Source organism: Mesorhizobium sp. M0140 (assembly GCF_040322475.1).
In the GTDB taxonomy this organism is placed as follows: domain Bacteria; phylum Pseudomonadota; class Alphaproteobacteria; order Rhizobiales; family Rhizobiaceae; genus Mesorhizobium.
In genome coordinates this window covers 149,599-168,143 of sequence record NZ_JAMYTM010000011.1, presented here as the reverse complement: position 1 = coordinate 168,143, position 18,545 = coordinate 149,599, and the positions used below count along the sequence as shown (strand labels likewise).

The 18,545-nt window shown below is 61.9% G+C and carries 24 protein-coding genes and 1 pseudogene; 6 read left to right on the top strand and 19 right to left on the bottom strand.

What is annotated here, in order from left to right; all coding sequences use genetic code 11:
• Positions 1-120: 120 nt before the first annotated feature.
• The 3 genes from NKJ37_RS14195 to NKJ37_RS14185 form a co-directional block, all read right to left on the bottom strand.
• Positions 121-1,110 (bottom strand): Coat protein, encoded by a 990-nt coding sequence (locus tag NKJ37_RS14195; RefSeq protein WP_352554723.1) that lies wholly within the window; start codon positions 1,108-1,110, stop codon positions 121-123.
• Between the two features lie 181 nt (positions 1,111-1,291).
• The gene (locus NKJ37_RS14190) at positions 1,292-2,203 is read right to left on the bottom strand and encodes a hypothetical protein (protein ID WP_352441223.1); all 912 of its coding nucleotides are present in this window, start codon (positions 2,201-2,203) and stop codon (positions 1,292-1,294) included.
• A gap of 206 nt (positions 2,204-2,409) precedes the next feature.
• A complete protein-coding gene (locus NKJ37_RS14185) occupies positions 2,410-2,979 on the bottom strand; it encodes a hypothetical protein (protein WP_352441224.1) in 570 nt (189 codons plus the stop codon).
• 257 nt (positions 2,980-3,236) lie between these two features.
• On the opposite strand from NKJ37_RS14185, the gene NKJ37_RS14180 reads away from it, so the two are divergent.
• Entirely contained in the window at positions 3,237-3,551 is a 315-nt protein-coding gene (locus tag NKJ37_RS14180) for a YMGG-like glycine zipper-containing protein (protein ID WP_027040217.1), read from the top strand.
• A 201-nt stretch (positions 3,552-3,752) separates the two neighbouring features.
• On the opposite strand, the gene NKJ37_RS14175 is transcribed toward NKJ37_RS14180, so the two are convergent.
• The 6 genes from NKJ37_RS14175 to NKJ37_RS14150 all read right to left on the bottom strand — a co-directional run bounded on the left by NKJ37_RS14175 (position 3,753) and on the right by NKJ37_RS14150 (position 9,090).
• A complete protein-coding gene (locus tag NKJ37_RS14175; RefSeq protein ID WP_352774124.1) occupies positions 3,753-4,295 on the bottom strand; it encodes a hypothetical protein in 543 nt (180 codons plus the stop codon).
• Complete coding sequence (locus tag NKJ37_RS14170) at positions 4,295-4,726, bottom strand: hypothetical protein (RefSeq protein ID WP_352441226.1); 432 nt, start codon at positions 4,724-4,726, stop codon at positions 4,295-4,297. Before NKJ37_RS14170 ends, NKJ37_RS14175 begins: the two co-directional genes overlap by 1 nt.
• Complete coding sequence (locus NKJ37_RS14165; protein ID WP_352441227.1) at positions 4,723-4,995, bottom strand: hypothetical protein; 273 nt, start codon at positions 4,993-4,995, stop codon at positions 4,723-4,725. Before NKJ37_RS14165 ends, NKJ37_RS14170 begins: the two co-directional genes overlap by 4 nt.
• Positions 4,996-5,007: 12 nt before the next feature.
• Positions 5,008-6,747, bottom strand: coding sequence for a hypothetical protein (locus NKJ37_RS14160; RefSeq protein ID WP_352774122.1), 1,740 nt, complete (start codon positions 6,745-6,747; stop codon positions 5,008-5,010).
• Between the two features lie 253 nt (positions 6,748-7,000).
• On the bottom strand, positions 7,001-7,324 hold the full coding sequence (locus NKJ37_RS14155; RefSeq protein WP_352441229.1) for a Bbp19 family protein: 324 nt from the start codon (positions 7,322-7,324) through the stop codon (positions 7,001-7,003).
• Positions 7,321-9,090, bottom strand: coding sequence for a portal protein (locus NKJ37_RS14150; protein WP_352774120.1), 1,770 nt, complete (start codon positions 9,088-9,090; stop codon positions 7,321-7,323). Before NKJ37_RS14150 ends, NKJ37_RS14155 begins: the two co-directional genes overlap by 4 nt.
• Positions 9,091-9,391: 301 nt before the next feature.
• On the opposite strand from NKJ37_RS14150, the gene NKJ37_RS14145 reads away from it, so the two are divergent.
• Positions 9,392-10,003 (top strand): class I SAM-dependent methyltransferase, encoded by a 612-nt coding sequence (locus tag NKJ37_RS14145; protein ID WP_128304605.1) that lies wholly within the window; start codon positions 9,392-9,394, stop codon positions 10,001-10,003.
• 286 nt (positions 10,004-10,289) lie between these two features.
• Here the strand turns inward: NKJ37_RS14145 and NKJ37_RS14140 are convergent, their stop codons facing one another.
• Entirely contained in the window at positions 10,290-10,415 is a 126-nt protein-coding gene (locus NKJ37_RS14140; RefSeq protein WP_281035567.1) for a hypothetical protein, read from the bottom strand.
• Positions 10,384-10,968, bottom strand: coding sequence for a hypothetical protein (locus NKJ37_RS14135; protein WP_352774118.1), 585 nt, complete (start codon positions 10,966-10,968; stop codon positions 10,384-10,386). The genes NKJ37_RS14140 and NKJ37_RS14135 overlap by 32 nt, the downstream gene beginning before the upstream one ends.
• A gap of 125 nt (positions 10,969-11,093) precedes the next feature.
• On the opposite strand from NKJ37_RS14135, the gene NKJ37_RS14130 reads away from it, so the two are divergent.
• The gene (locus tag NKJ37_RS14130; RefSeq protein ID WP_128304603.1) at positions 11,094-11,465 is read left to right on the top strand and encodes a nuclear transport factor 2 family protein; all 372 of its coding nucleotides are present in this window, start codon (positions 11,094-11,096) and stop codon (positions 11,463-11,465) included.
• A 289-nt stretch (positions 11,466-11,754) separates the two neighbouring features.
• Here the strand turns inward: NKJ37_RS14130 and NKJ37_RS14125 are convergent, their stop codons facing one another.
• The 7 genes from NKJ37_RS14125 to NKJ37_RS14095 form a co-directional block, all read right to left on the bottom strand.
• Positions 11,755-12,717: a hypothetical protein gene (locus tag NKJ37_RS14125; RefSeq protein WP_352774116.1), complete on the bottom strand. Its 963-nt coding sequence runs from the start codon at positions 12,715-12,717 to the stop codon at positions 11,755-11,757.
• A 50-nt stretch (positions 12,718-12,767) separates the two neighbouring features.
• Positions 12,768-13,295 (bottom strand): hypothetical protein, encoded by a 528-nt coding sequence (locus NKJ37_RS14120; RefSeq protein ID WP_352774114.1) that lies wholly within the window; start codon positions 13,293-13,295, stop codon positions 12,768-12,770.
• Positions 13,296-13,421: 126 nt separating this feature from the next.
• Positions 13,422-14,177 (bottom strand): phage terminase large subunit family protein, encoded by a 756-nt coding sequence (locus tag NKJ37_RS14115; RefSeq protein WP_352774112.1) that lies wholly within the window; start codon positions 14,175-14,177, stop codon positions 13,422-13,424.
• Between the two features lie 374 nt (positions 14,178-14,551).
• The gene (locus tag NKJ37_RS14110) at positions 14,552-15,253 is read right to left on the bottom strand and encodes a terminase large subunit domain-containing protein (RefSeq protein ID WP_352774110.1); all 702 of its coding nucleotides are present in this window, start codon (positions 15,251-15,253) and stop codon (positions 14,552-14,554) included.
• Positions 15,174-15,596, bottom strand: coding sequence for a hypothetical protein (locus NKJ37_RS14105; protein WP_352774108.1), 423 nt, complete (start codon positions 15,594-15,596; stop codon positions 15,174-15,176). Before NKJ37_RS14105 ends, NKJ37_RS14110 begins: the two co-directional genes overlap by 80 nt.
• The gene (locus NKJ37_RS14100; protein WP_352441240.1) at positions 15,589-16,005 is read right to left on the bottom strand and encodes a hypothetical protein; all 417 of its coding nucleotides are present in this window, start codon (positions 16,003-16,005) and stop codon (positions 15,589-15,591) included. The genes NKJ37_RS14105 and NKJ37_RS14100 overlap by 8 nt, the downstream gene beginning before the upstream one ends.
• Positions 16,006-16,176: 171 nt before the next feature.
• The gene (locus NKJ37_RS14095; RefSeq protein ID WP_023813811.1) at positions 16,177-16,374 is read right to left on the bottom strand and encodes a hypothetical protein; all 198 of its coding nucleotides are present in this window, start codon (positions 16,372-16,374) and stop codon (positions 16,177-16,179) included.
• A gap of 347 nt (positions 16,375-16,721) precedes the next feature.
• Between NKJ37_RS14095 and NKJ37_RS14090 the strand changes: the two genes are divergently transcribed.
• Together NKJ37_RS14090 and NKJ37_RS14085 are read left to right on the top strand one after the other, a co-directional pair.
• Positions 16,722-16,991 (top strand): hypothetical protein, encoded by a 270-nt coding sequence (locus tag NKJ37_RS14090; protein ID WP_023813812.1) that lies wholly within the window; start codon positions 16,722-16,724, stop codon positions 16,989-16,991.
• A 73-nt stretch (positions 16,992-17,064) separates the two neighbouring features.
• A pseudogene (locus NKJ37_RS14085) lies at positions 17,065-17,369 on the top strand (hypothetical protein).
• Positions 17,370-17,427: 58 nt separating this feature from the next.
• On the opposite strand, the gene NKJ37_RS14080 reads toward NKJ37_RS14085, so the two are convergent.
• On the bottom strand, positions 17,428-17,856 hold the full coding sequence (locus tag NKJ37_RS14080; RefSeq protein WP_023813814.1) for a DoxX family protein: 429 nt from the start codon (positions 17,854-17,856) through the stop codon (positions 17,428-17,430).
• A gap of 92 nt (positions 17,857-17,948) precedes the next feature.
• Between NKJ37_RS14080 and NKJ37_RS14075 the strand changes: the two genes are divergently transcribed.
• Positions 17,949-18,110, top strand: a complete 162-nt coding sequence (locus NKJ37_RS14075; RefSeq protein WP_352630402.1) for a hypothetical protein — start codon at positions 17,949-17,951, stop codon at positions 18,108-18,110.
• Positions 18,111-18,545: the final 435 nt, after the last annotated feature.

The following is an 18,545-nucleotide window of genomic DNA, read 5'->3' as shown; positions in this document are numbered from 1 at the left end:
CCAATCCTGTGCCGGCGACGGATTCCGGCTCTGTTTGTCACGCCAGGATCGGAACATGGTCGGCGCCAAGTTTAGAAAAGAAGCGGGAGCGCATCGCCCCCGCCCCCCGCCTCGGTCCTATCAGGCCTCGGTCGTCTTCAGCGCGATGAACGTCATGTTCTTGACGCTCGACGCGGTGCGGTCCCAGTTCGCAGCCAGCGCCAGTTCCGCATCGGTGGCGAATTCGCCGGCCGAGGAGGCGTCGAGGAAGCGGGTGCCGGGCACATGCGGCACAAAATGCCGGCGGCCGACCATTTCGGTGATGCCGCCGCCATGGCCCTGGCGCGGCTTGCGGTCGAACTCCAGCGGGCCGCCCTCGGTGTTGACCGGCAGCTCGTTCCACAGGATCGCCTTGTCCTTGAACATGAAGGCGGTGTAGACGCCCGCCGTGACCGGGATATCGTCGTCGACCACGGCCCGCAGACCCATATAATAGGGGATCAGCGGTCCGCCCTGCTCGGAAGACGGCACATAGTCGATGAGGTCGGCGAGCTTCAGCGCCTTCATCTGCTTGGAGTGCATCCAGATCGTCTTGAACTTGTCCGCGCGGTCGCCCATCAGATAGGCGGCCTCGATGATGTCGGTGTCGACGATGGAGGCGCCGGTGGTGCGCACCAGGTCGCCGCCGTCATTGGCGACGTTGTCAGCGACGACGCCTTTCAGGATGCCGAGCAGGGTCAGCTTGTTGGCGCGCTGCCAGTACTCGGTCTGCCGCTTGACGATCAGCTTCTGCGGATCGTCGCCGGCTAGGATCGAGGTCAGGTCCGGAACGCCCCACGCCTGGGCGCGGACATTGCGGGCGGCGACCTCGCGGCGCGAGCCGATCTTCTTCATCTCGATGGAATCAGCCGGATCGTCATTGACCGGTTCGGACGGATCGTTGCCGAGGTCCTTCCAGCCGGGCATGTCGACGGAGCGGCCGCCCATCGACAGCTTTGACGAGATGGCCGGGTCGGAAAACAGGATTCCGGCCTGGTAGATCTCGAGCGACTGCACATGTTCCTCGAAAGCATATTGCGCATAGACGGACGGAACGATCGCGTCCGCGATACGGGTGTAGGCATCTGCCATTTTTCTCTTCCTTCAGGTTTGGGTTGGCGGCGGGTGCCCCCTCACCCAGCCTCTGCTTCGCTCGGCTGACCTCTCCGGGGGAGAGGAGACTTGCGACGTCGGCGCGCCTCTTCTCCCTGACGAGGAGAAGGTGGACGCGAAGCGGCCGGATGAGGGGCGTTTCAGTGCGGCTGATCGATCGTCAGCGCGGGTTGTTGGGCATCCAGCGGTCGGGGTTCTCCCCGGCCTCGCGAGCCAGCCGTCGGGCGCGGGCGGGGTCGCTTTTGACGAGGGCTGAGATATCAGTCAGGTTGCGTTCGCCGGCGGCGTTGCGCTTGAACGGATTGGCTCCGCTCCGACCAGCACCGCCGTCGATCGTGTCTTCGCGGAACATCGCCTCGCCGATCGCCTGGAACGCCCTGGCGATCTGCGGATCGGTCAGCGCCCCGTTGGGCAGAAGGATGCCCTTCGCCTTGTAGGCGTCGACCAGGCCGAGCTTTTTCATCGCCCGGTTGGCGACCTCCAGCTTCTGGCGAAAGCCGTCGCTGTCGGTCGGTCCCCAGTCCCTGACAAGGTCGTCATGGGTGGCTTCGACCGAGCGGGCGAGCGCGGTTTCCTGACGCGCGGCCTGCTCGGCCATGTAGCCGACGAACTTGTCATGATAGGCCTGCGCGGTCTTCGGCGAAGCACCCGCCTCGACCGCCCAGGCCTTGGATGCGTTGGCGAGTTCGTCCGAATAGGCGAAGTTTTCCGGCAGTCCTTCCGGCCTGATGTATTCGACCTTCTCGGACGAGGTGACCGGACGCATGGCCTCGGGCAGCCGGGCATGAAACCGGTCCCAGTCTTCCCGCGATGCGTCCGGGGCGGGAACGCGCAGGCTCTCACCCTGCTGCCGCTCCAGCTCCGCATAGGATGTGAAAACCCGATCGAGGCTTTCAGGCTTGGTCCAGCCCTTGGTTTCAGCGAGCTTGCGGTTGCCTTCGGAAAGACCGTCAAACCAACTTTTGGCGGCAGGCGCGGCGGACCCGTTGTCCGCGCCTGCCGGTGACTGTGCCGGGTTGCCCGCCGGCTGCGCACGCGCCGCCACGGACCCGGCGTCTGCCAGATCTGTCATGTGTGAGATTCCTTTGTTGAGGTTAGAAAAGACCCGACGGCAAAAGCTTGGTATCTCCCCCCTCGAGGGGGAGATGGCCGGCAGGCCAGAGGGGGTCGCCGCGCGTGGAGCGCCAACTTCATTCGTCGCCGGGAGTCGCGCCCAGTCGAACCGACCCCCTCTGTCGCCTTCGGCGACATCTCCCCCTCGAGGGGGGAGATTAGCGCTTAGACGTCGCCCCAGTTCTCCCAAAGCAGCGTGATTGTTCCGGTCACGGCAATCGTCCCGTCAGCGTCGATATCGGAACCGGTTGCAAACGCGAGGTTGAGATGGAGATCGACCGGCGTCGTGGTGCCATCCAGCGTCACTGCGGCGGCGATGTCGGCAACCGAAGCCGTGGACAGTGCGGCGCCGGCGCCGTCGAGCGTGCGGGCCGTCGACGCCAGCACATTGACCATGGTTCCAGCCAGCGTCGCGCTCGATGCCGCCGCCGAACCGAGCGACCAGTTCAGCGCTGCATTGTCGTTGATGGTCGCCGCGCGGGTACCGAGCACAGCGAACTGCAATCTTGCCGTGCCGCCCTTGATGCGCACCTTGCCCTCGATGAAGTCGAAGATCTTTTGGGCAGCATAGGCCAGCGCATCGGTGACCGGCACCTGCATGCCGGCGAAGGTGAAGACGGTGCGATACGATCCGCCCTGCCCTGTGGTGACGGCTTTCAGGCCGGGCCTGGGCGGGGCAAGGCCGGCCTCGCGGGCGGCGGCGCGGACAAGCGTCCGGGGAAGACCTCGGGTCATGGCATTTCTCCATTGGTGAGTGAAATTCTGGAAGCCCGACCGAGTGAACCCCGGCACCGGGCCGAACCATCGAAGGCTGAATCATTTTGACAAGGAGCGGCGCTAGCGCCTTGTTCGAAAGAGGTGTTTTCGGCTCTCGGCCCATCAACGCCCGAGAAACCATGTCTTATATCGTGAGGCCGCGTGCCCCCGTTCCGCCGCAATGCGAACGCACGGGACGAGCCATAGGGATTTCAGGCCTTCAAGGGAGACCGCACATGAACTTTCACAAAGCCATAGCCGCCGTGCTGATGACTGCAGCACTGGCAGGCTGCGCGCAGACCGAGGGGCAGCAGCGGGCCGGGACCGGCGCGCTGATCGGCGGCGCCGGCGGCGCCCTCGTCGGCCAGGCCATCGGCGGCAACACCGAAAGCACGCTCATCGGCGCCGGTGCCGGCGCCCTGCTCGGCGCGGTTGTCGGCAGCTCCACCACGCCGCAGCGCCGCGGCGAACAGATGTGCCGCTACCAGGACCGCCGCGGCCGCATCTACACGGCACCCTGCGACGACCGGTACTACAACGGCGATTATTGAGGCGCTGATCTTCCCTTCTCCCCCCTGTGGGAGAAGGTGGCCGCGCAGCGGCCGGATGAGGGGTGTTCCAGCTTGGCGACACCCTTTTCCGAATTGCGGTGACAGTGCACTATTTTCCAGTTCTCAGCCCAAACGTTCGCTGCAGTCACATCGGTGCAGCCGACAAATGAACTGTCATCGCAATTAAAAAGCGCGATCCCGTTACTGTTCGTAGGGTTCGACCACTGCAAACGGTATTCCCAACGACTCCAGCAAATCAAGAATGCGTTTAGAAATGACGAGACGGAAGGGTGTTGCGATCCCGAAATCGTCGCGGCCAGCCTTCCCGTTTACCTTCAGCCAGACGAAAGGTGGTAGCTCCAGCCCGGGTTGATCCTCTTGACACTCTTCCGAGGTAGTCACCTCGGCCTCGGCGAACGTCGCACCTGAAAAGCCCATCTTCTGCAGTGCGCGCTGGGTTTCTTCAGTAACGAGGAAACAGGGGAATGTCGCAACGATCACATCGCCGAACCAGCCTTCTACCTCATAGTGAAGCTTGGTCACGATTGGCGGATGGACGCTCGAGTCGAGAACGGTGTTTCGCCGATCCCGCCAGCGACGTTCGGCCTTATTTTGAAGTATCCGGTCGACCCGTTGGTCGGATGCCCCCCGTGCCGCCTCATGTGTCTCTCCCGCGAATTTCGCCCTCAGGCCAGCAATCCATCGCTTCAACACCGCCCCCCAAAGAGCCAGGGCCGAGGCCATCAAGACGCTTCAAAAGGCTCAATCAAGGCATTGGAGATCCCCAATGGCTTGAGGGCATCGAGCACGCGCTCGGAAACGACTAGGCGGAGATCTTTCGCCATTCCGAAATCATCGCGACCGGCATCCCCGTTCACTTTCAGCCATACGAAGGGCGGAAGCTTCTGGTCCGGTTGCATTTCCTCGAACAATTCAGAAGTGGTCACCTCGACCTTGTCGAAGGTTACGCCTGAAAATTCACTCTTGAGAATTTTCTCTGCAACATCTTCGGTGACTAGATAGCACGGGAATGACGCCACCATCCTGTCCCCCAACCACCCATCAAACTCATAATGTAAACGGGTTACGAGAGGGGGATGGACACTCGCGTCCAAAATGATGTTATCGCCAAAACCACCAGATACCTCTGGCTCAAGATAATAATATATTTTCATAATTTATTGATCTCAGGAAAATCGAAATCTGACTTAGAGGCCGGTCCATGCAAATTTTCTACGATGTCTTTATACTTACTACCAACAACTTCAACCACTTCGAAATATTGAAATCCCATCAGCCTTCCAACGATTTTTTTGAGGAAATCGAATTCTTCTTTGCTCCTTAAATCTCTTCTATCAAGCAAGAATTCATTCAGAGCCTTAGAGGTGCCAAGAATTAATTGCACAATAGCCTCTGCATCATCTCTGCGGAGATTGTCTACCATTTAATTCGTCCTTCAATGCCCGTAATTTTCCATACACCTGGCCATACAATAGTGGAATGGTGCTCCGTCGTACGTGCCGGTGGGCAGTGTGGCGTTGGTGCAAAAGTCGATACACAAATTCCTCGCGACTGACTTTGATATACCAGCTACCTCGACGGAAGGATAGATGTTCTCATTTTGTTCATACATTGCGGACGCGGTCTGCTGGTTCTCCAACGCCTCAGAACGTTGCCCGCTCCCCGAATTCGGTTCAGACGCATCGGTTGATGCATCTAGTGTACCTGCTTCCGTGTCGCTCGCATGGTGCAGCAGTTCACGGATATCTAGTGCGCTGGTCGGGTCGGCCGAGAATGAATTTGGCAAGGGTTGGATGTTCTCAAAATCCAACTGTTCTTGAGCAGCAATAGAACGGGCAATTGCGACTTGATAGGCGGCCGGATCGTTGCCGTCCGGGCTCGTTGCCGCCCTCCACGCGGCGTCGACATTGGCGAAGACATCGCGAACGTAGCCAGCAGGGTCCGCCCGCCTCATGCCCAGAGTCTTGAGCGCAGCGGCAGCCGTAACCTGATACCGTGTCTGCTCGTCCTCGGAACTGCCCGCCGCAGGCTCGGCATCACGCAGTGCTGCGTGGATCGCCTGGATGGGCATCGTCCGCATGCCAAAGGCTTGGCGGCCGACATCCATCTTTACGCTGAAGTCCTGGTACCGATTGCCGCCCTCCTCCGCGCCATAAACGGCCGCGAAGTCAGCGGGGCTGGGCATCTTGCCGGAATAGCTGCCCGTATTGGCGATTGCGTCCGGAGCGTTCTGCGAAGCGAGGGCGATGTTGGTGCGCGCCTCGATCAGTTGGGCCGTGGTCGCGGCGTGTGCCTGGTCGATCAGCCGCTGAAAGTCATCTGGAGATAGGTCGGCGAGATGGTCGGCTGCCGGCTTGGTCGCGATCAGATCGGGCGCCGGAGCACGGTCCTTAAACGCCTGCGCCACTGCTTCATCAGGTGTTTTCTTGCCGAGGCGGTCGCCGGAGGCCTCGCTGCCGGAGGCCGGCGTCCCGACACCAAATATCTCCAACGCCCGTTTCGGATCCTTGGCGATCAACGCCTCGAAGCGCGTCTTGGCCGCAGTGCCGAACCAATCCTTCACCTTCTGCTGTCTGATCCCTGGGTCGAGCCCCATCTTGTCGATCAGGTCGAGCCCTTCCTGGCGGGCTGCTTCGAAGGTCACGTGATCGTCGGGATTGGCTTTGCCGATGGCGATGGCGCTGGTCTTCAGCGCCGTGTCGACCTCGGCCAACTCATAGTCCTGCCGGCGCTGGAGCTGCCGCAGCGCCATGCGCCGCGCGCCAACCGCGGGCATTACCTGCTTCTGCCTGGCGAAGTTGGCGCGCTGGCTCTCGGGCATATCAGGCAAGGCGACGTCAAATAGCGTGTCGAACAGGCCTGTCTTGACCACCCGGCCGGTGCGCGGATCGACCTGGCCGTACATGGTCTCATGTAGGCCGGCGCCGTCGGCCGGCGCGTTCGCCGCCACCTCATCTTCCGCCTGCGCGATCCGGCCGTTGAACCGGCGCCGTTCCAGCTCGGCGTCGAACGCCTCCTGTTGCTCCTTCATCTGCTGATAGCGCTCGGCGACAGCGGAAAACTGGTCGCGAAGACCCTGCATGGCGCCGCCGATCGGCGATCCCTGCGGGTATTGCACCGCATTGCCGGTATCGAGCCGGCGCTGGGCAATGGAGAGGGGGATGATGCTGACCATCGGCTGTTTCCTGCCCAACTGGCTTTGAACAAAAAGGGCGCGCCGGCGAGCACGGCACGGCCGGGTCGTACGCTGGCTGTCGCGTTCGCGGGTTTTGTCGGATCGATTTTTGGAAGAATCCTGGAGCAGCGGTGCTGCCCGGGCGGGTCGGCTCTGCTCGTCGTCAGCGCGGCCACGTCGCGGAGCCGCGGCGACCGCTATGTCGGGCGCGTCCGATTGATCGGAATGTCGGCGGGACAGCGTCGGCGAACAGCTACCGCTCCTCCGCCCGTGCCGCCTTCTCCAGCGCCACCAGCTGCGCGTCATCGAGCGTTAGGAACCCCATTATGTGCTGCACCACCTCGGCCCGCGCATTGCTCAAGGCGCTGTGCAGTTCGAACCCGTTGGGCGTCCGTGTCCGCGCCATCCACTCGCCATAGGACGGACGCCGGTAATAGCCGGTCGTCGCCGCGAGGTCGGCGAGCACCATCTCGCCGTCCTCGCCGGAAAACACTCGGAGATAGGCCTTGGCCAGCGCGTCGCGCGCCCTGGCAGGGCTGCCGGCCTGCCCGGCATGGGCAAAGCGTTTCCGGCTCATGCGACGCCGCCCGCCGGGCCGACAGGCTGCCCGCTTTGACCACTTTGCGCATCTTGGGCGCCGCCCAGCATGTCTTGCAACCCGTCGAGCAGGCCGCTGTCGCGCGCCTGCACCGCTGCCGGCACCGCATCCTTGGCGGCCTTGCCGGCGGTGGCGATCGCCGCCATGCCGGCCTGCGCCTGGCTTGCCTTGGCGCGGGCGTCGCGAAGGCCGTCGACCTCCTCCTTGCGGCGGAAGATGCGCTGCGGGCTGCGGCCGGCGCTCTGCACGATCTTGATCGCCTCGTCGCTGTCGATGTTGTCCATCACGCCTGGATCGAACTGCGCCATCTGCATGGCCGTCGTCACCACCTGGATGGTGTCGCGCGCTTCGGCCGAGCGCCTGAGCACGTCGAGCGGGCCGGTAAAGGTCGGCCGCACCGCCTTGCCGGCCAGGCTCTCCGGCGGCACGAAGCGGCTGTCTTCGTCATAGAGCCCCTTGTCCTCCAGAATGCCGAGCTCGCGATCGAGATTGCTGGCGAAGCCGGCCTGGATGATCGAGCCGGACGGCCCCAGCAGCGCGCCCTTTTCCTCTTGGCGGATCAGCGCCTCGGTAGCCGTCATCTGCGGGTTCTGCACCAGTGTCTGGAACAGGTTGACGAACATCATGTCGCGGATCTCGTCGGCGCGGCTCTGCGCGTAGTTGAAGGCATAGGTCGGGTTCTGCCCGGTCGAGATTGGCGCGATCAGCGGCCGGCCATTGTCGTCGATCAGCCCCGGATAATTCTCGCCCGGATTGAGCACCGGCACGTAGTCGAGCCGGGCCTTCGAGGCGGTCGCCGGATCGGTGATCTGCTGCAAGGCACGCAAGCCCGAACGGCGCACGGCATTTTCCTCGCGCACGGTCGTCAGCGCCTCGATAGCAGGCGAAATGCCATAGGGGTCGCCCTCGTAGCGGCGCCAGTTGAAGGTCGACACCGGAAAGGTGCGAAAACCGCTTTCCCGCACGATCTCCTCCTCGTCCTCGATGACGTGGTAGGAGGCGAAGGCCGTGTCGAGATATTGGTATTGGCCGCCGAGCCGGTACATCTTGCGCTCGTCGCGCGGCTCAATGCACTGGATCAGCGAGATCTTCGTCTCGCATTTGGCCGGATCGTCGACCAGAATCTTGATGCGCGCCGGCAGTCTGTCATAGCCGAGCAGCTGTGCGGCCTGCCGCGCCGTGCGCTCGTAGCGGCGGTGGAAAATGTCGACCTGGCCCCAGCGGTTGCGGCTGAGATAGCCCTCGACCACCGGGATCGAGGCATAGCGGATCAGCGTCGCGCCAAACCCTTCCTCGGCATAGAGATAGGCCGGGCCATAGCGCACGACATTGCGCAGGCAGGCCTGCGTCGCCGGCACGAAATTCGAATTGGCGGAGTAGCGTAGCGCAAACAGGAAATCGCGCAAGGCCTCCGCCCATTCCTTTTCCTCGTCGGTCTCCTCGTCGTTCATGGCCGCCGTCGACAGCCCGTGCCATTTTTCCGACTGCGGGATGATCAGGCTTTCCAGCCCGGCGGCCAGCCGGTTGGCGGCCGAGTTGATGGTGTTGGCATAGACGCGGGCGCCGCGCCGCTCCTGCCGCTCGGCCTGCGAGTCCTGGCTGCCGGTTCGGCGGCCGCTCCAGATATCGGGCGCATCGGGGTCGCAGAACTCCGCCACCTGCTCCCACACAGCCTCATACTGACTGCGCTCGCTCTCGAGCTCGGACTGGCGGGACAGGATATTGCGGGCGCGGGAATCGGTCATGATGTTCTCACTTGTTTGGCGCGGCGGAGCTGCCGATTGATTGGAGATGCGGAGGGACAGCACCCCCCTCTGGCCTGCCGGCCATCTCCCCCGCATGGGGGGAGATCGGCAGTTTTGCCGACGGCGCGTTTCCTGCAACGTCGGCAATTGGCGAAAGCGGCAGCACATCCAATCTCCCCCCTTGCGGGGGAGATGTCCGGCAGGACAGAGGGGGGTGCCTCGCGCCAGCCTTCCCTTGTCATCTTTTGCCCACTTGGCGGTGCTACGAACTTGCTCGCGGCGGGTTTTGGAGGAGGTCGATGTGACGACAAGCCTTGCCGCCCTGAAAAGCCAAAGCAAACGCGCCGTGAAACGGCTCATCGGTTACGATTCCCGCAACTGGCTACGCATCCGCCAGATCGAGGCGTTCACGCTCTTTCTCGAAGCCGGCAACCGCAAGGCTTCCGACGTGATCGAGATCTCGCCCGGCTGGAACCGCTACTGGCGGGCGATGTGCCCCAATTACCGCTCGGTCGATTTTCCGGCCTTCGACATCTGCAGGGATCGCACCGACGAGCAATATTCCATCGTCATCGCCGATCAGGTGCTGGAACATGTGCGCCGGCCGCACGCGGCGGTGGAAAACATCCACGCCATGACGAGGCCCGGCGGCTGGGCGATGGTGGCGACACCTTTCCTGTTTCGCGTTCACGCCAGGCCGCACGACTACAACAGATGGACCCCCGCCGGCCTCAAGCAGCTTATGGTCGAGGGCGGCTTCGCGGAAGCCAACGTCAAGGTCCACGGCTGGGGCAACAAGGCCTGCGCCAGGGCCCATATCGGCGGCCCGGTACGCGCCTATGGCCTGTGGCGGGATTTGAGCAATGACGAGGAATACCCGCTGATGGTCTGGGCTTTTGCGAAGAAGGCGTGAGGGGCTGAAGCTGCCAATCTCCCCCTTGCGGGGGAGATGTCCGGCAGGACAGAGGGGGGAGGTGCTGTCCCTCGGCCTATCGGCCAAACACAAAGCGCCTTCGGCTGGGCGTGAGATATGCGGAAGGGTAGCGATCCTTCACACCCCCCTCTGCCCTGCCGGGCATCTCCCACGCAAGGGGGGAGATCGGCTAATCACCCCCGCCTTTTCATCACCCTTGCATGCCGTCGCCACACCCACCAGTCCCACACGCGCTTCCTGAAACTGCGCTTCATCGCGGTCATGGTCATAGCCCCAGCAGCACGCGGCGCTGGCCGGTGAGGCTGCCTGGCGCGAGGTCGGTCTTGATGGTGCCGGCGGTGCCGTTCCGCTGTTCGAGTTCAGCCCGCAATGCCGCCTCGCGCGCCTGCACGTCCTTGTCCTGCGCCGTCGGCGTTGGCGGCAACGGCTTCAGTTCCGGTGGTTTTTGAAACAGACACATGGTTCCAGCCTTCTCCAAGATTAGAGGTTCTTGTCCAGTCATAGAGGAAAAAATCTTCGCCGTTGCGGCCGTAACCCGGCAACAGGCAGCGTTGCGTCGCGCCGAGCCGGCCGAGCCAGCGCAGCGCCAGTTCATTGGCGGCCAGCGCCCGCGCCTCGACCCGCCAGGCGCCGCGCGCCGCGATCTGAGGCCCAAGCACGGCGTGAAAGAAGTCGGTGATCCCAGGCACGCAGCGCTTCATGCGGCGCGTGCCCCAGCTCCAGGCGATCCACAGCCCGCCACGTTGCTCCGCCGCGCCAAAGCCGGCCTCCGGATTGCCGTCCAGCTCGACGACATAGGCAAACCCCTGCAGCGCCGTCAGCGCCAGCAGTGCCGGCGACCAATGGTCGAGCTGGCAGTCGATCTCGGCCCGGTCCTCAGGGCGCAAATTGGCTGCGATGTAGGACAGGTCGCGAAGGGTTGCGGGCATGATGCGAAGGGGCATGAGCAGGCCTGAGCAATAGAATGCAGCTCTCGCTTCCGGGCGACGTCTCGGCGGCCTGCGCACTTGACCGTCCCCGTCGCCAGTGACCTACTTCGGACATCCACGGCTATCCAGGAGACGGGCGAATGGACATTCGAGCGACACTGACGCAGCTATGCGAAGCCTTCAACGCGCACGATCTCGATCGCATCATGGCGTTCTTCGCCGACGACTGCGTCCTGGAGATGCCGAGGGGAGCCGAGCCCTGGGGAACCCGTTGCGAGGGCAAGCGCAACGTACGGGACGCGCTGGCGACACGCTTCGAAGGCCTGCCCGATGTCCACTACGGCAAGGCTGAGCACTTTGCGGACGAGGCTGCCGAGACCGGCATGTCGAAATGGACCCTCACCGGCACCACCCGTGAAGGCGTGAAAAAGGAAGTCCGGGGCTGCGACTTCTATACGTTTCGCGACGGCAAGGTGATCCGCAAGGATTCTTATTGGAAGATCGTGGAGTAACACGCAGCGCCAATTCGAGAGATGCATTCGAGCGGTGTCGGCGAAACAAGCGTCGAGCTGGCAGTGGCTCTCGGAGGAGCTTTCAGGACACGGTCGGCGATGTTAGTGAGGTTGAGCAACGTAGCGGGAATGATGCAGAGTGTCATTGGAGGCCATAGCAATGGCCTTTGCTCGTAGCGACAATTGGACAGTGTGTTCCACAGCCAAGTCGATCGCCTAGATCTTCACGCCGAGCGTCCGATGTGCGGACTTTCGGTTAGCAGAAATCGCCGTAGTCGTATTTCTGAGTTTAGGCCTCGCCAGAACCCTTGGGAGTATCTGCATCCGTCTGATCGAGTTCCTTCACTGAGATCAAGTGTATTCTCTTACCCTTGAAAACGCCCGCCGTATTTCGTTCGCCCTCTACGACGATATCGCCTACGACGCGTTCCAATTTGGCGAGGGCAATGGCGTCCACGGTCGGATAAAGGTCCATCGGCATACGCCTTTTGAAACGACGATCGCCAATAATAACAGCCGCCCATCCTGAATTGTTTCGATCTTTATCGGTGGCTCGAATATCTAGAATTGCGTTGGATATATCCACATTTCGACTATCATCAATTTCTTGTAATTCGCTATCGATTGGATATTCATCTATAGTTTCTGATCTTAACTCGCCGTAGCCATCAATCTTAATTCCAGTAGGCCGCCCATCATCGCGAGGGCGCAGAAATTTAGTTACCGAGCGAACAAGTTGGCGGCGACGCGCAACTGGTACGGTGCTGTACAAAGCGCTTTCAACCTCACTGAATGGCAACGCCAAGCGTTCGGCGACTGTGTTAACAACAGCATTGTAGTCGCCATCGATGTGAACCGAAGGTGGCCGATCCGGCCGTTTTGCCCGCACCGCGTCGTAAGCATACCTAGCCACAAAATATGTAACGGCGAGCGTAGCTAACGTAACAATAGGCTCGTAATCAGGAGGGATATGTGCACCAAACATTTCTTCCACACCGCCTGCAACAGCATCGTGGATGTCCGTTTGATATGTGCCATACACTAGAATAAGGAATTCTGTTATTAAGCTCCCTGAGCCGACCTTCAAAACTCGAATCTTGACATCGTCAACTTCAAAATTTTTCAGCGCGGCATCCAGAAATTTGACGCCCTCTTCCAAAAGCTTTTTCTGCGCCTTTAAGTTTTCAATGACTTCGCCGATTGAAGCCGAGCCATTCTCATACTCTATCCGATGAGGAAATTTTCTTTCCACTCGCCCCCCCACGCATCACTTTCATACATAGGAAGACAAAGTTGGATGAGTTACGAGTCTGTCCGTTTCCTACCTCGGCCACGGGTGGCGCTTAGTTTCTCTCTAGTGTCTTTCATTTGTTGAAGTGTTGCTTGAGCGTCGCTAACTAATTTTCCTGTCCGCTGTGGACTTATATCTACAACTTTTGCACCGCGATTGACGTCATCAACCAACCCCTTAGCTTCTATCAGGGCGGCGGTCGCAGATTCGAAAATTATGTAGGCGTCGCCCATCACAGCCTCAGCTTCTCTAACCAATCGCTTGGCGTCTATAGCTGCCGCGACAGAAGCACCTCCCGCGATGAGAACGGCAATTGCTGCCATGGCGCTTACTCCTCGCCAGATGAGCCAAACCGCACTAGTTCCATTGGCGGTCGTGGTAGCCCATCCGATTAGCGGAGAAATGAACTGCCAGATAAGACTAAAACAAACAGAAACCACAGCTGCGCCGATCAAGCCAACGAGGAATTTCCCTGCTCGCTTGCCGTAATGCTCCTCGAATTTATCGAGTAGCGATGCAAAGCCGAAATCCACGATCAAATCGCCCAATCCACCCCAGATATTCGTGATAATGGTACAGCCCAGTGCGATTTACGAGTCCACTTGAATCCCGATATGCCGACGGTCGATTTGCTGTGTCAGTTAGAACGTTCGAGCGCTCGGCTCCTAACGAAACGCCCCCAGCGGATCGCTCTGCCCCGCCGGCCTTCTCGCCGCCTTGAACTCCGCCGGATCGACCACCGCATCCCGCAACATCATTACGCCATAACGCGTCGCCGCCATCAGATCATCGCGCAGCTTCACAACCTGACCATCCTTGCGGTGAAAAAGCCGAAACTCCTCGAACCAGTCGGCCAGCGTGGAAAACACCTTGAAGCGTCCGCTCTGCATGCGGTCGAGCATCTCCATCAGCCCGGCCTCGACCGAGACCGAACCGTCGGGGAATTGCGCGTGGCGGCTCAGCATGTTCAGCCCGTGCGCGGCGTACTGCCGGGCGAGTGCCACGCCCGCGCCTTCCAGCGTTTCGCGCCGACCGTCGCGTGGCCAGGCGAAGGGCAGCCATTCGCCCCATGGTTTCAAGGTCAGCGTCTGCATCGCCGGCGTTTGCTGCGAGGCCCGCGCTGCCTTGCTGACATAGACGACGTCGGCCTCCGTATCCCAGGCGAGTTCGACCGCGGCCGAAGGATGGTCCCAGCCGAAATCGAGCGCGCCTAGCCTGGGCCAGTAGCGCGGCAGCCGGAACGGCTCGCAGGCGATCAGCGCCTCGGCCACCGGAAAGATACGACCGGAACCCAGCACCGGAATGCCCCGAGCCCGGGCCTCGCGCTCGTGCGCCGGATAGGCCGCGACGATCGCCGCGCGCTCCTGCGGCGTGTAGTGCGCGGCATCGTCGATGGTCATGAAGGTGACGTGTCGAGACATATCAGTCTGCCTAAATTATTTGCCGGAACGAGTAACCGCCATTGATAATACTGTTTATCAATGCAAAGCTGCTGGCCAATTGGGGGAGATACATGATCCGCATAGCAATCGTTGTGGCCATTGCCGCGAGCGCGTCGGCATGCCAATCGAACGTTCCGTATGATACGAGTAAGAAAACCTGCAAGATGTACGCCAATTCTTCAGGGTTCCAACGCGAAGTTTGTATCCCGGACACACCAAACAAAGTATGCAATGTCTGGTACAACCAGATTACGGGTGATGAAAGAATATGGTGCCAACCGCTAACCCGGAAAGCAACCGATCCCAAGGCCCGCGCCAGACAGCTTGCGGGCAGCAAATACCCTTGAACGTCTTCATCCGCTGCCTTTGGCCATGCCCTCCACTTGCGCCGCCGAAAGAAACAACAGCACCACATCCGACATCCCAAGCAGCGGCGTGAACGTCACGATGGTGATGCCGCCCGTCGCATTGGTGCGGGTCAGGCCTTCGGAATAGATGTCGAGCGGCGGTTCCTCGTCGAACCAGACGCCGTGTAAAGTCTCGCCCTGCCATTTCTCGCGGCCCTTCTCGAAGCTCTTGAACGACAGCACCGATTCATCGGCCTGCACGTCGCCGCCGCCACCCCAGCGCACCACGACGCTGTCCAGCGCGCCCGGTGCGCCGCGGCCCATGAAGGTCTGCACAATGGCGTCGGCCGGGATCATGCCCGTGCCCCAGGCCGCCTGCTGCTGCGGCGGACCGACCAGCACGCGCTGCGGATTGTCACGCGTGCCTTCGCCGGTGACGCCGGCCGCCCACAGCCGAACGGCCGTGTCGAAAACCTTGCCTTGCCACCACTGGGGATAACGGCCGGTCAGGTGCATGGCCCATTCGGCGCCCCCTGCCCTGGTCTTGCCGAGCTGGTTGCCGGCCATGAACAGGCGCTCGCGGTTCTGCGCGCCTGCAGCGTGAAACTCGGCCTGGCGTTCATACGGTCTATAGGCCGCCAATTGATTGGTCCGGCGCCGTCTGTCCAGTTCGGCCAGCAGCGCCAGATATTCCATCTTCACGGACATCACCGGGCTCTTCGAGAAACGGCCTGACGACGGCCTCGAGGGCGCGGATGCGGCTGCGGATCTCGTCATCGCTCAGGCTGTCCATTTGGTTGATCTTGGCATCGAAATCCTTGGGCAGCACCGACAGCACGATCTTCAGATACTGGTCCGGCTTGTCGGCTCGCACCTGGGCGATCACGCCGGCGCCATAGGCGCGGAAATCAGCCCGCACGGCAGCCAGGAAATCGTCGCCCAGTGTCTTCTTGGCGCGCTTGCGGCGCGGCTTTTGCGCGGCCGGTTTGGCGGCGGGTTTGCGCTTTGCCGGCTTGCGGCGCGTTGGCCCGGCGGCGGTCTTGTCAGTCACGGACGTCACCACCCACGGCGTTGGCAGCGGGAATGCCGGCCTTCGGCATCGATCCGGCCCGGCTGGCCGGTTTCTTTGAACGAGCGGATTTCTTCCTGGTGCGCTTCTTGGCTCCCTGGACGCGCTTTGGCTTTGCCGCGTCGGCAGGCTTCGCCGCCGGGGCAGGCCTTGCCAGACCGGCCCGCGCCCTGAGACGCGCCATGACCAGACCGACAAGGTGCCCGGCGATGCCGGCCTGCGAGAACCCGAACTCGCCAGCGTCGTCCCGCACCATGCCGATCTTTACGCCGGGCGCGACCTCCTCGAGACGCCCCAGGCGTGGCTGCGGCGCAATGCCTTCGAATTCGCCGATCGCGCTGACGATTTCCTGGCCGTCAGCATCGGTGATGATGGTGGCGTAGCGGGTCATGGGTGTCTCTCGGATTGCGAAATGAGTCATCGGGCGAAGGATGGCATTCCTTGGCGCCCCCTCTGTCCTGCCGACATGTCTAGCCCAGCAACAAAAAACCCGCCTCAGGGGCGGGTCGTTGGCGCAACTCAGCACCATGGACAAAAATGTAGCATAGCTGCACTCACCCCGTCAACCGTTTTCTGAGAAAAAATTCCTAATTCGGTCAAACCCGCCGGCCGCATCCCGCACCATGCCGATCTTTACGCTGGGCGCGACCTGCTCGACACGCCCCAGGCCTGGCTGCGGCGCAGCACCTTCGAATTCGCCGATGGCGCTGACGATTTCCTGGCCGTCAGCATCGGTGATGATGGTGGCATAGCGGGTCATGAGTGTCTCTCGGATTGCGAAATGAGTCATCGGGCGAAGGATGGCATTCCTTGGGCCCCCCCTCTGTCCTGCCGACATGTCTAGCCCAGAAACAAAAAACCCGCCTCGGCGGCGGGTCGTCGGCGCAACTCAGCACCATGGACAAAAATGTAGCATAGCTGCACTCACCCCGTCAACCGTTTTCTGAGAAAAAATTCCTAGATCGATCGCAATTCCGGCCTGACCGACGCTGGCAAAGCGCGTAAAACCCTGCTTTTGCCGGCGGCTGGTCACAAGCCGGCAGGTGTGAAATCATTCGTCGAAGCTCATGGAATGATTCCCGTCGCACGGCCTTGTGGGAGAGGACGATGGACAGACCAGCCATGGCATCCGTGTTCAGGATGCGGCATGCACCAGCCATGGTTTCCGGCGTGCGCAGCACCGGCCAGGGTCAGGCGGATCCGGTCATCCGCGTGCGTTCGCTGGGCGAAGCCATCCGTTTCGTCGCCAACGCCTACCCCCAATACGACATCGGCGCCGTCGCCATCAGCTGTGGGGATGTTTCGATCGGCAGCCTCGGCAGCCTGGAGGTCAAGGCGCTGTGGCGCGAATATGGCGAACGGCTGACGCAGGAATAGGCGTTCGCCCGCAGCCTTTCTGGAGCGGAAATGCCGCTCGCGCGTTTCAACCCCAGTCACGGGAGCAATCGCCATGAATGTCGCCAACCTGCAACTCGAAGGCCTGTTGATGGCCGTCGCCTCGATCAACCGCCTCCTGGTTCAAAAGGGGGTGCTGACGGCGGAGGAAATCGACCTGGCCTTGCGCAAGACCGAGGCAGGCGAAACCAACCAGGAGCGGTCCGAAGGCATGTCCGCGTCCAGCCGCGACGCCGTCAACTTTCCGATCCGGCTGCTGGAACTCGCCAACCAGTGCCAGCCGGAGGCGGAGATGCCGTCTTTTTCGAGCTGGCCCGCATGGTCGGCAAGATAAAGGAACCCTACAACGACCAGCTGTGAGGGGGTGCCAAGGCAGGCCCCGGCGCGCGTCCTTCGCGCGGTGCCGGTCGGTCTCGCCTCAAGCCCTGCCCGGCCATCCCAAATTGAGCGAAAGCACCTTGCCCGGTCCATGCACGGCCGCAAACAGCAGTCCGGCCAGGAACGAAAAATGGTCGACGAAGAAGCCGAACTCGGCCTGGTTGCCGGCCCAGTGGCTGGGTCCGTGGAAGGCCAGGGCGAGGAACAGCACATAGGCGGCGGCGACAAGGGCCGCCTGCGAGAAGAAGGCGCCGGTCAGGAAGCACAGCACCAGCGCGACTTCCAGGATCGCCGCGCACCAGGCCAGGAACAACGGAAACGGAAAGCCGGCGGCGGCGATATAGCCGGCGGTGGCGTCCATGCCCATGAACTTGAAGGTCACGGCCATCAGGAAGACGCCGGCGAAGATCAGCCGGGCGATGAGAAGGGCCGTGGTCTGCCACGGCGATTGAGTGATTTGCGACGACATGCTCGTTCTCCAGCTTTGCAGATTGCTCGCTCCTAGGACGCGCGACGGGCGCCAGGTCCGACACGCCAGGCCAATTTTTCTCGACAGGGCGCTTGCCGCGGTCGAAGGAGGCTTCGAAGCCTCGCACCGCGCCAGCAAAGAGCGATTTTCGGTTTGCCGCCCTGCTCCGCAAGGTCGAGGCCGCCGGCTGGGACCGCGGGCAGGCCGCCTCGGCGCTCATGTATCTCGCCGCGATGCGGCTGAAGCCGGCCTGACGACGGCCCGAACGGCTTCCGGCGCCGCCCGCGATTGAAACTTGTTGGTAATCACGGAAGTGCTATCGTTAGTCGGGGCTAATGCACCGGCGTGCCGGCGCAGCGATTTTGGGTGGGCTGAAATTTGCGTACAAGCGTCAGGTTTGGGGCGATATCTCATAGCGTGCGGTCGGCGCCGCTGGAGTGCAGCGGCTGCGGTGGCGCTGGCCAAGTCTTCGAATGCCCGCGCTGGACGAGTTCCAACGGCCATTGCTGCCCTGCCGGCACCCACCGGCGCGGCTGCCCCGGCCTCAGCGCTGCATGCTCCGAATGTGACGGCGACCACGCTTCCGACGCCGACCTCATGCGGCCATCGGCCTGATACAGGCCGGTTGCAGCCTGGCCATGTCGCCTAGTGGAACCGGCAGCGCCGATCTGTGTTATGTCGTGTTGATC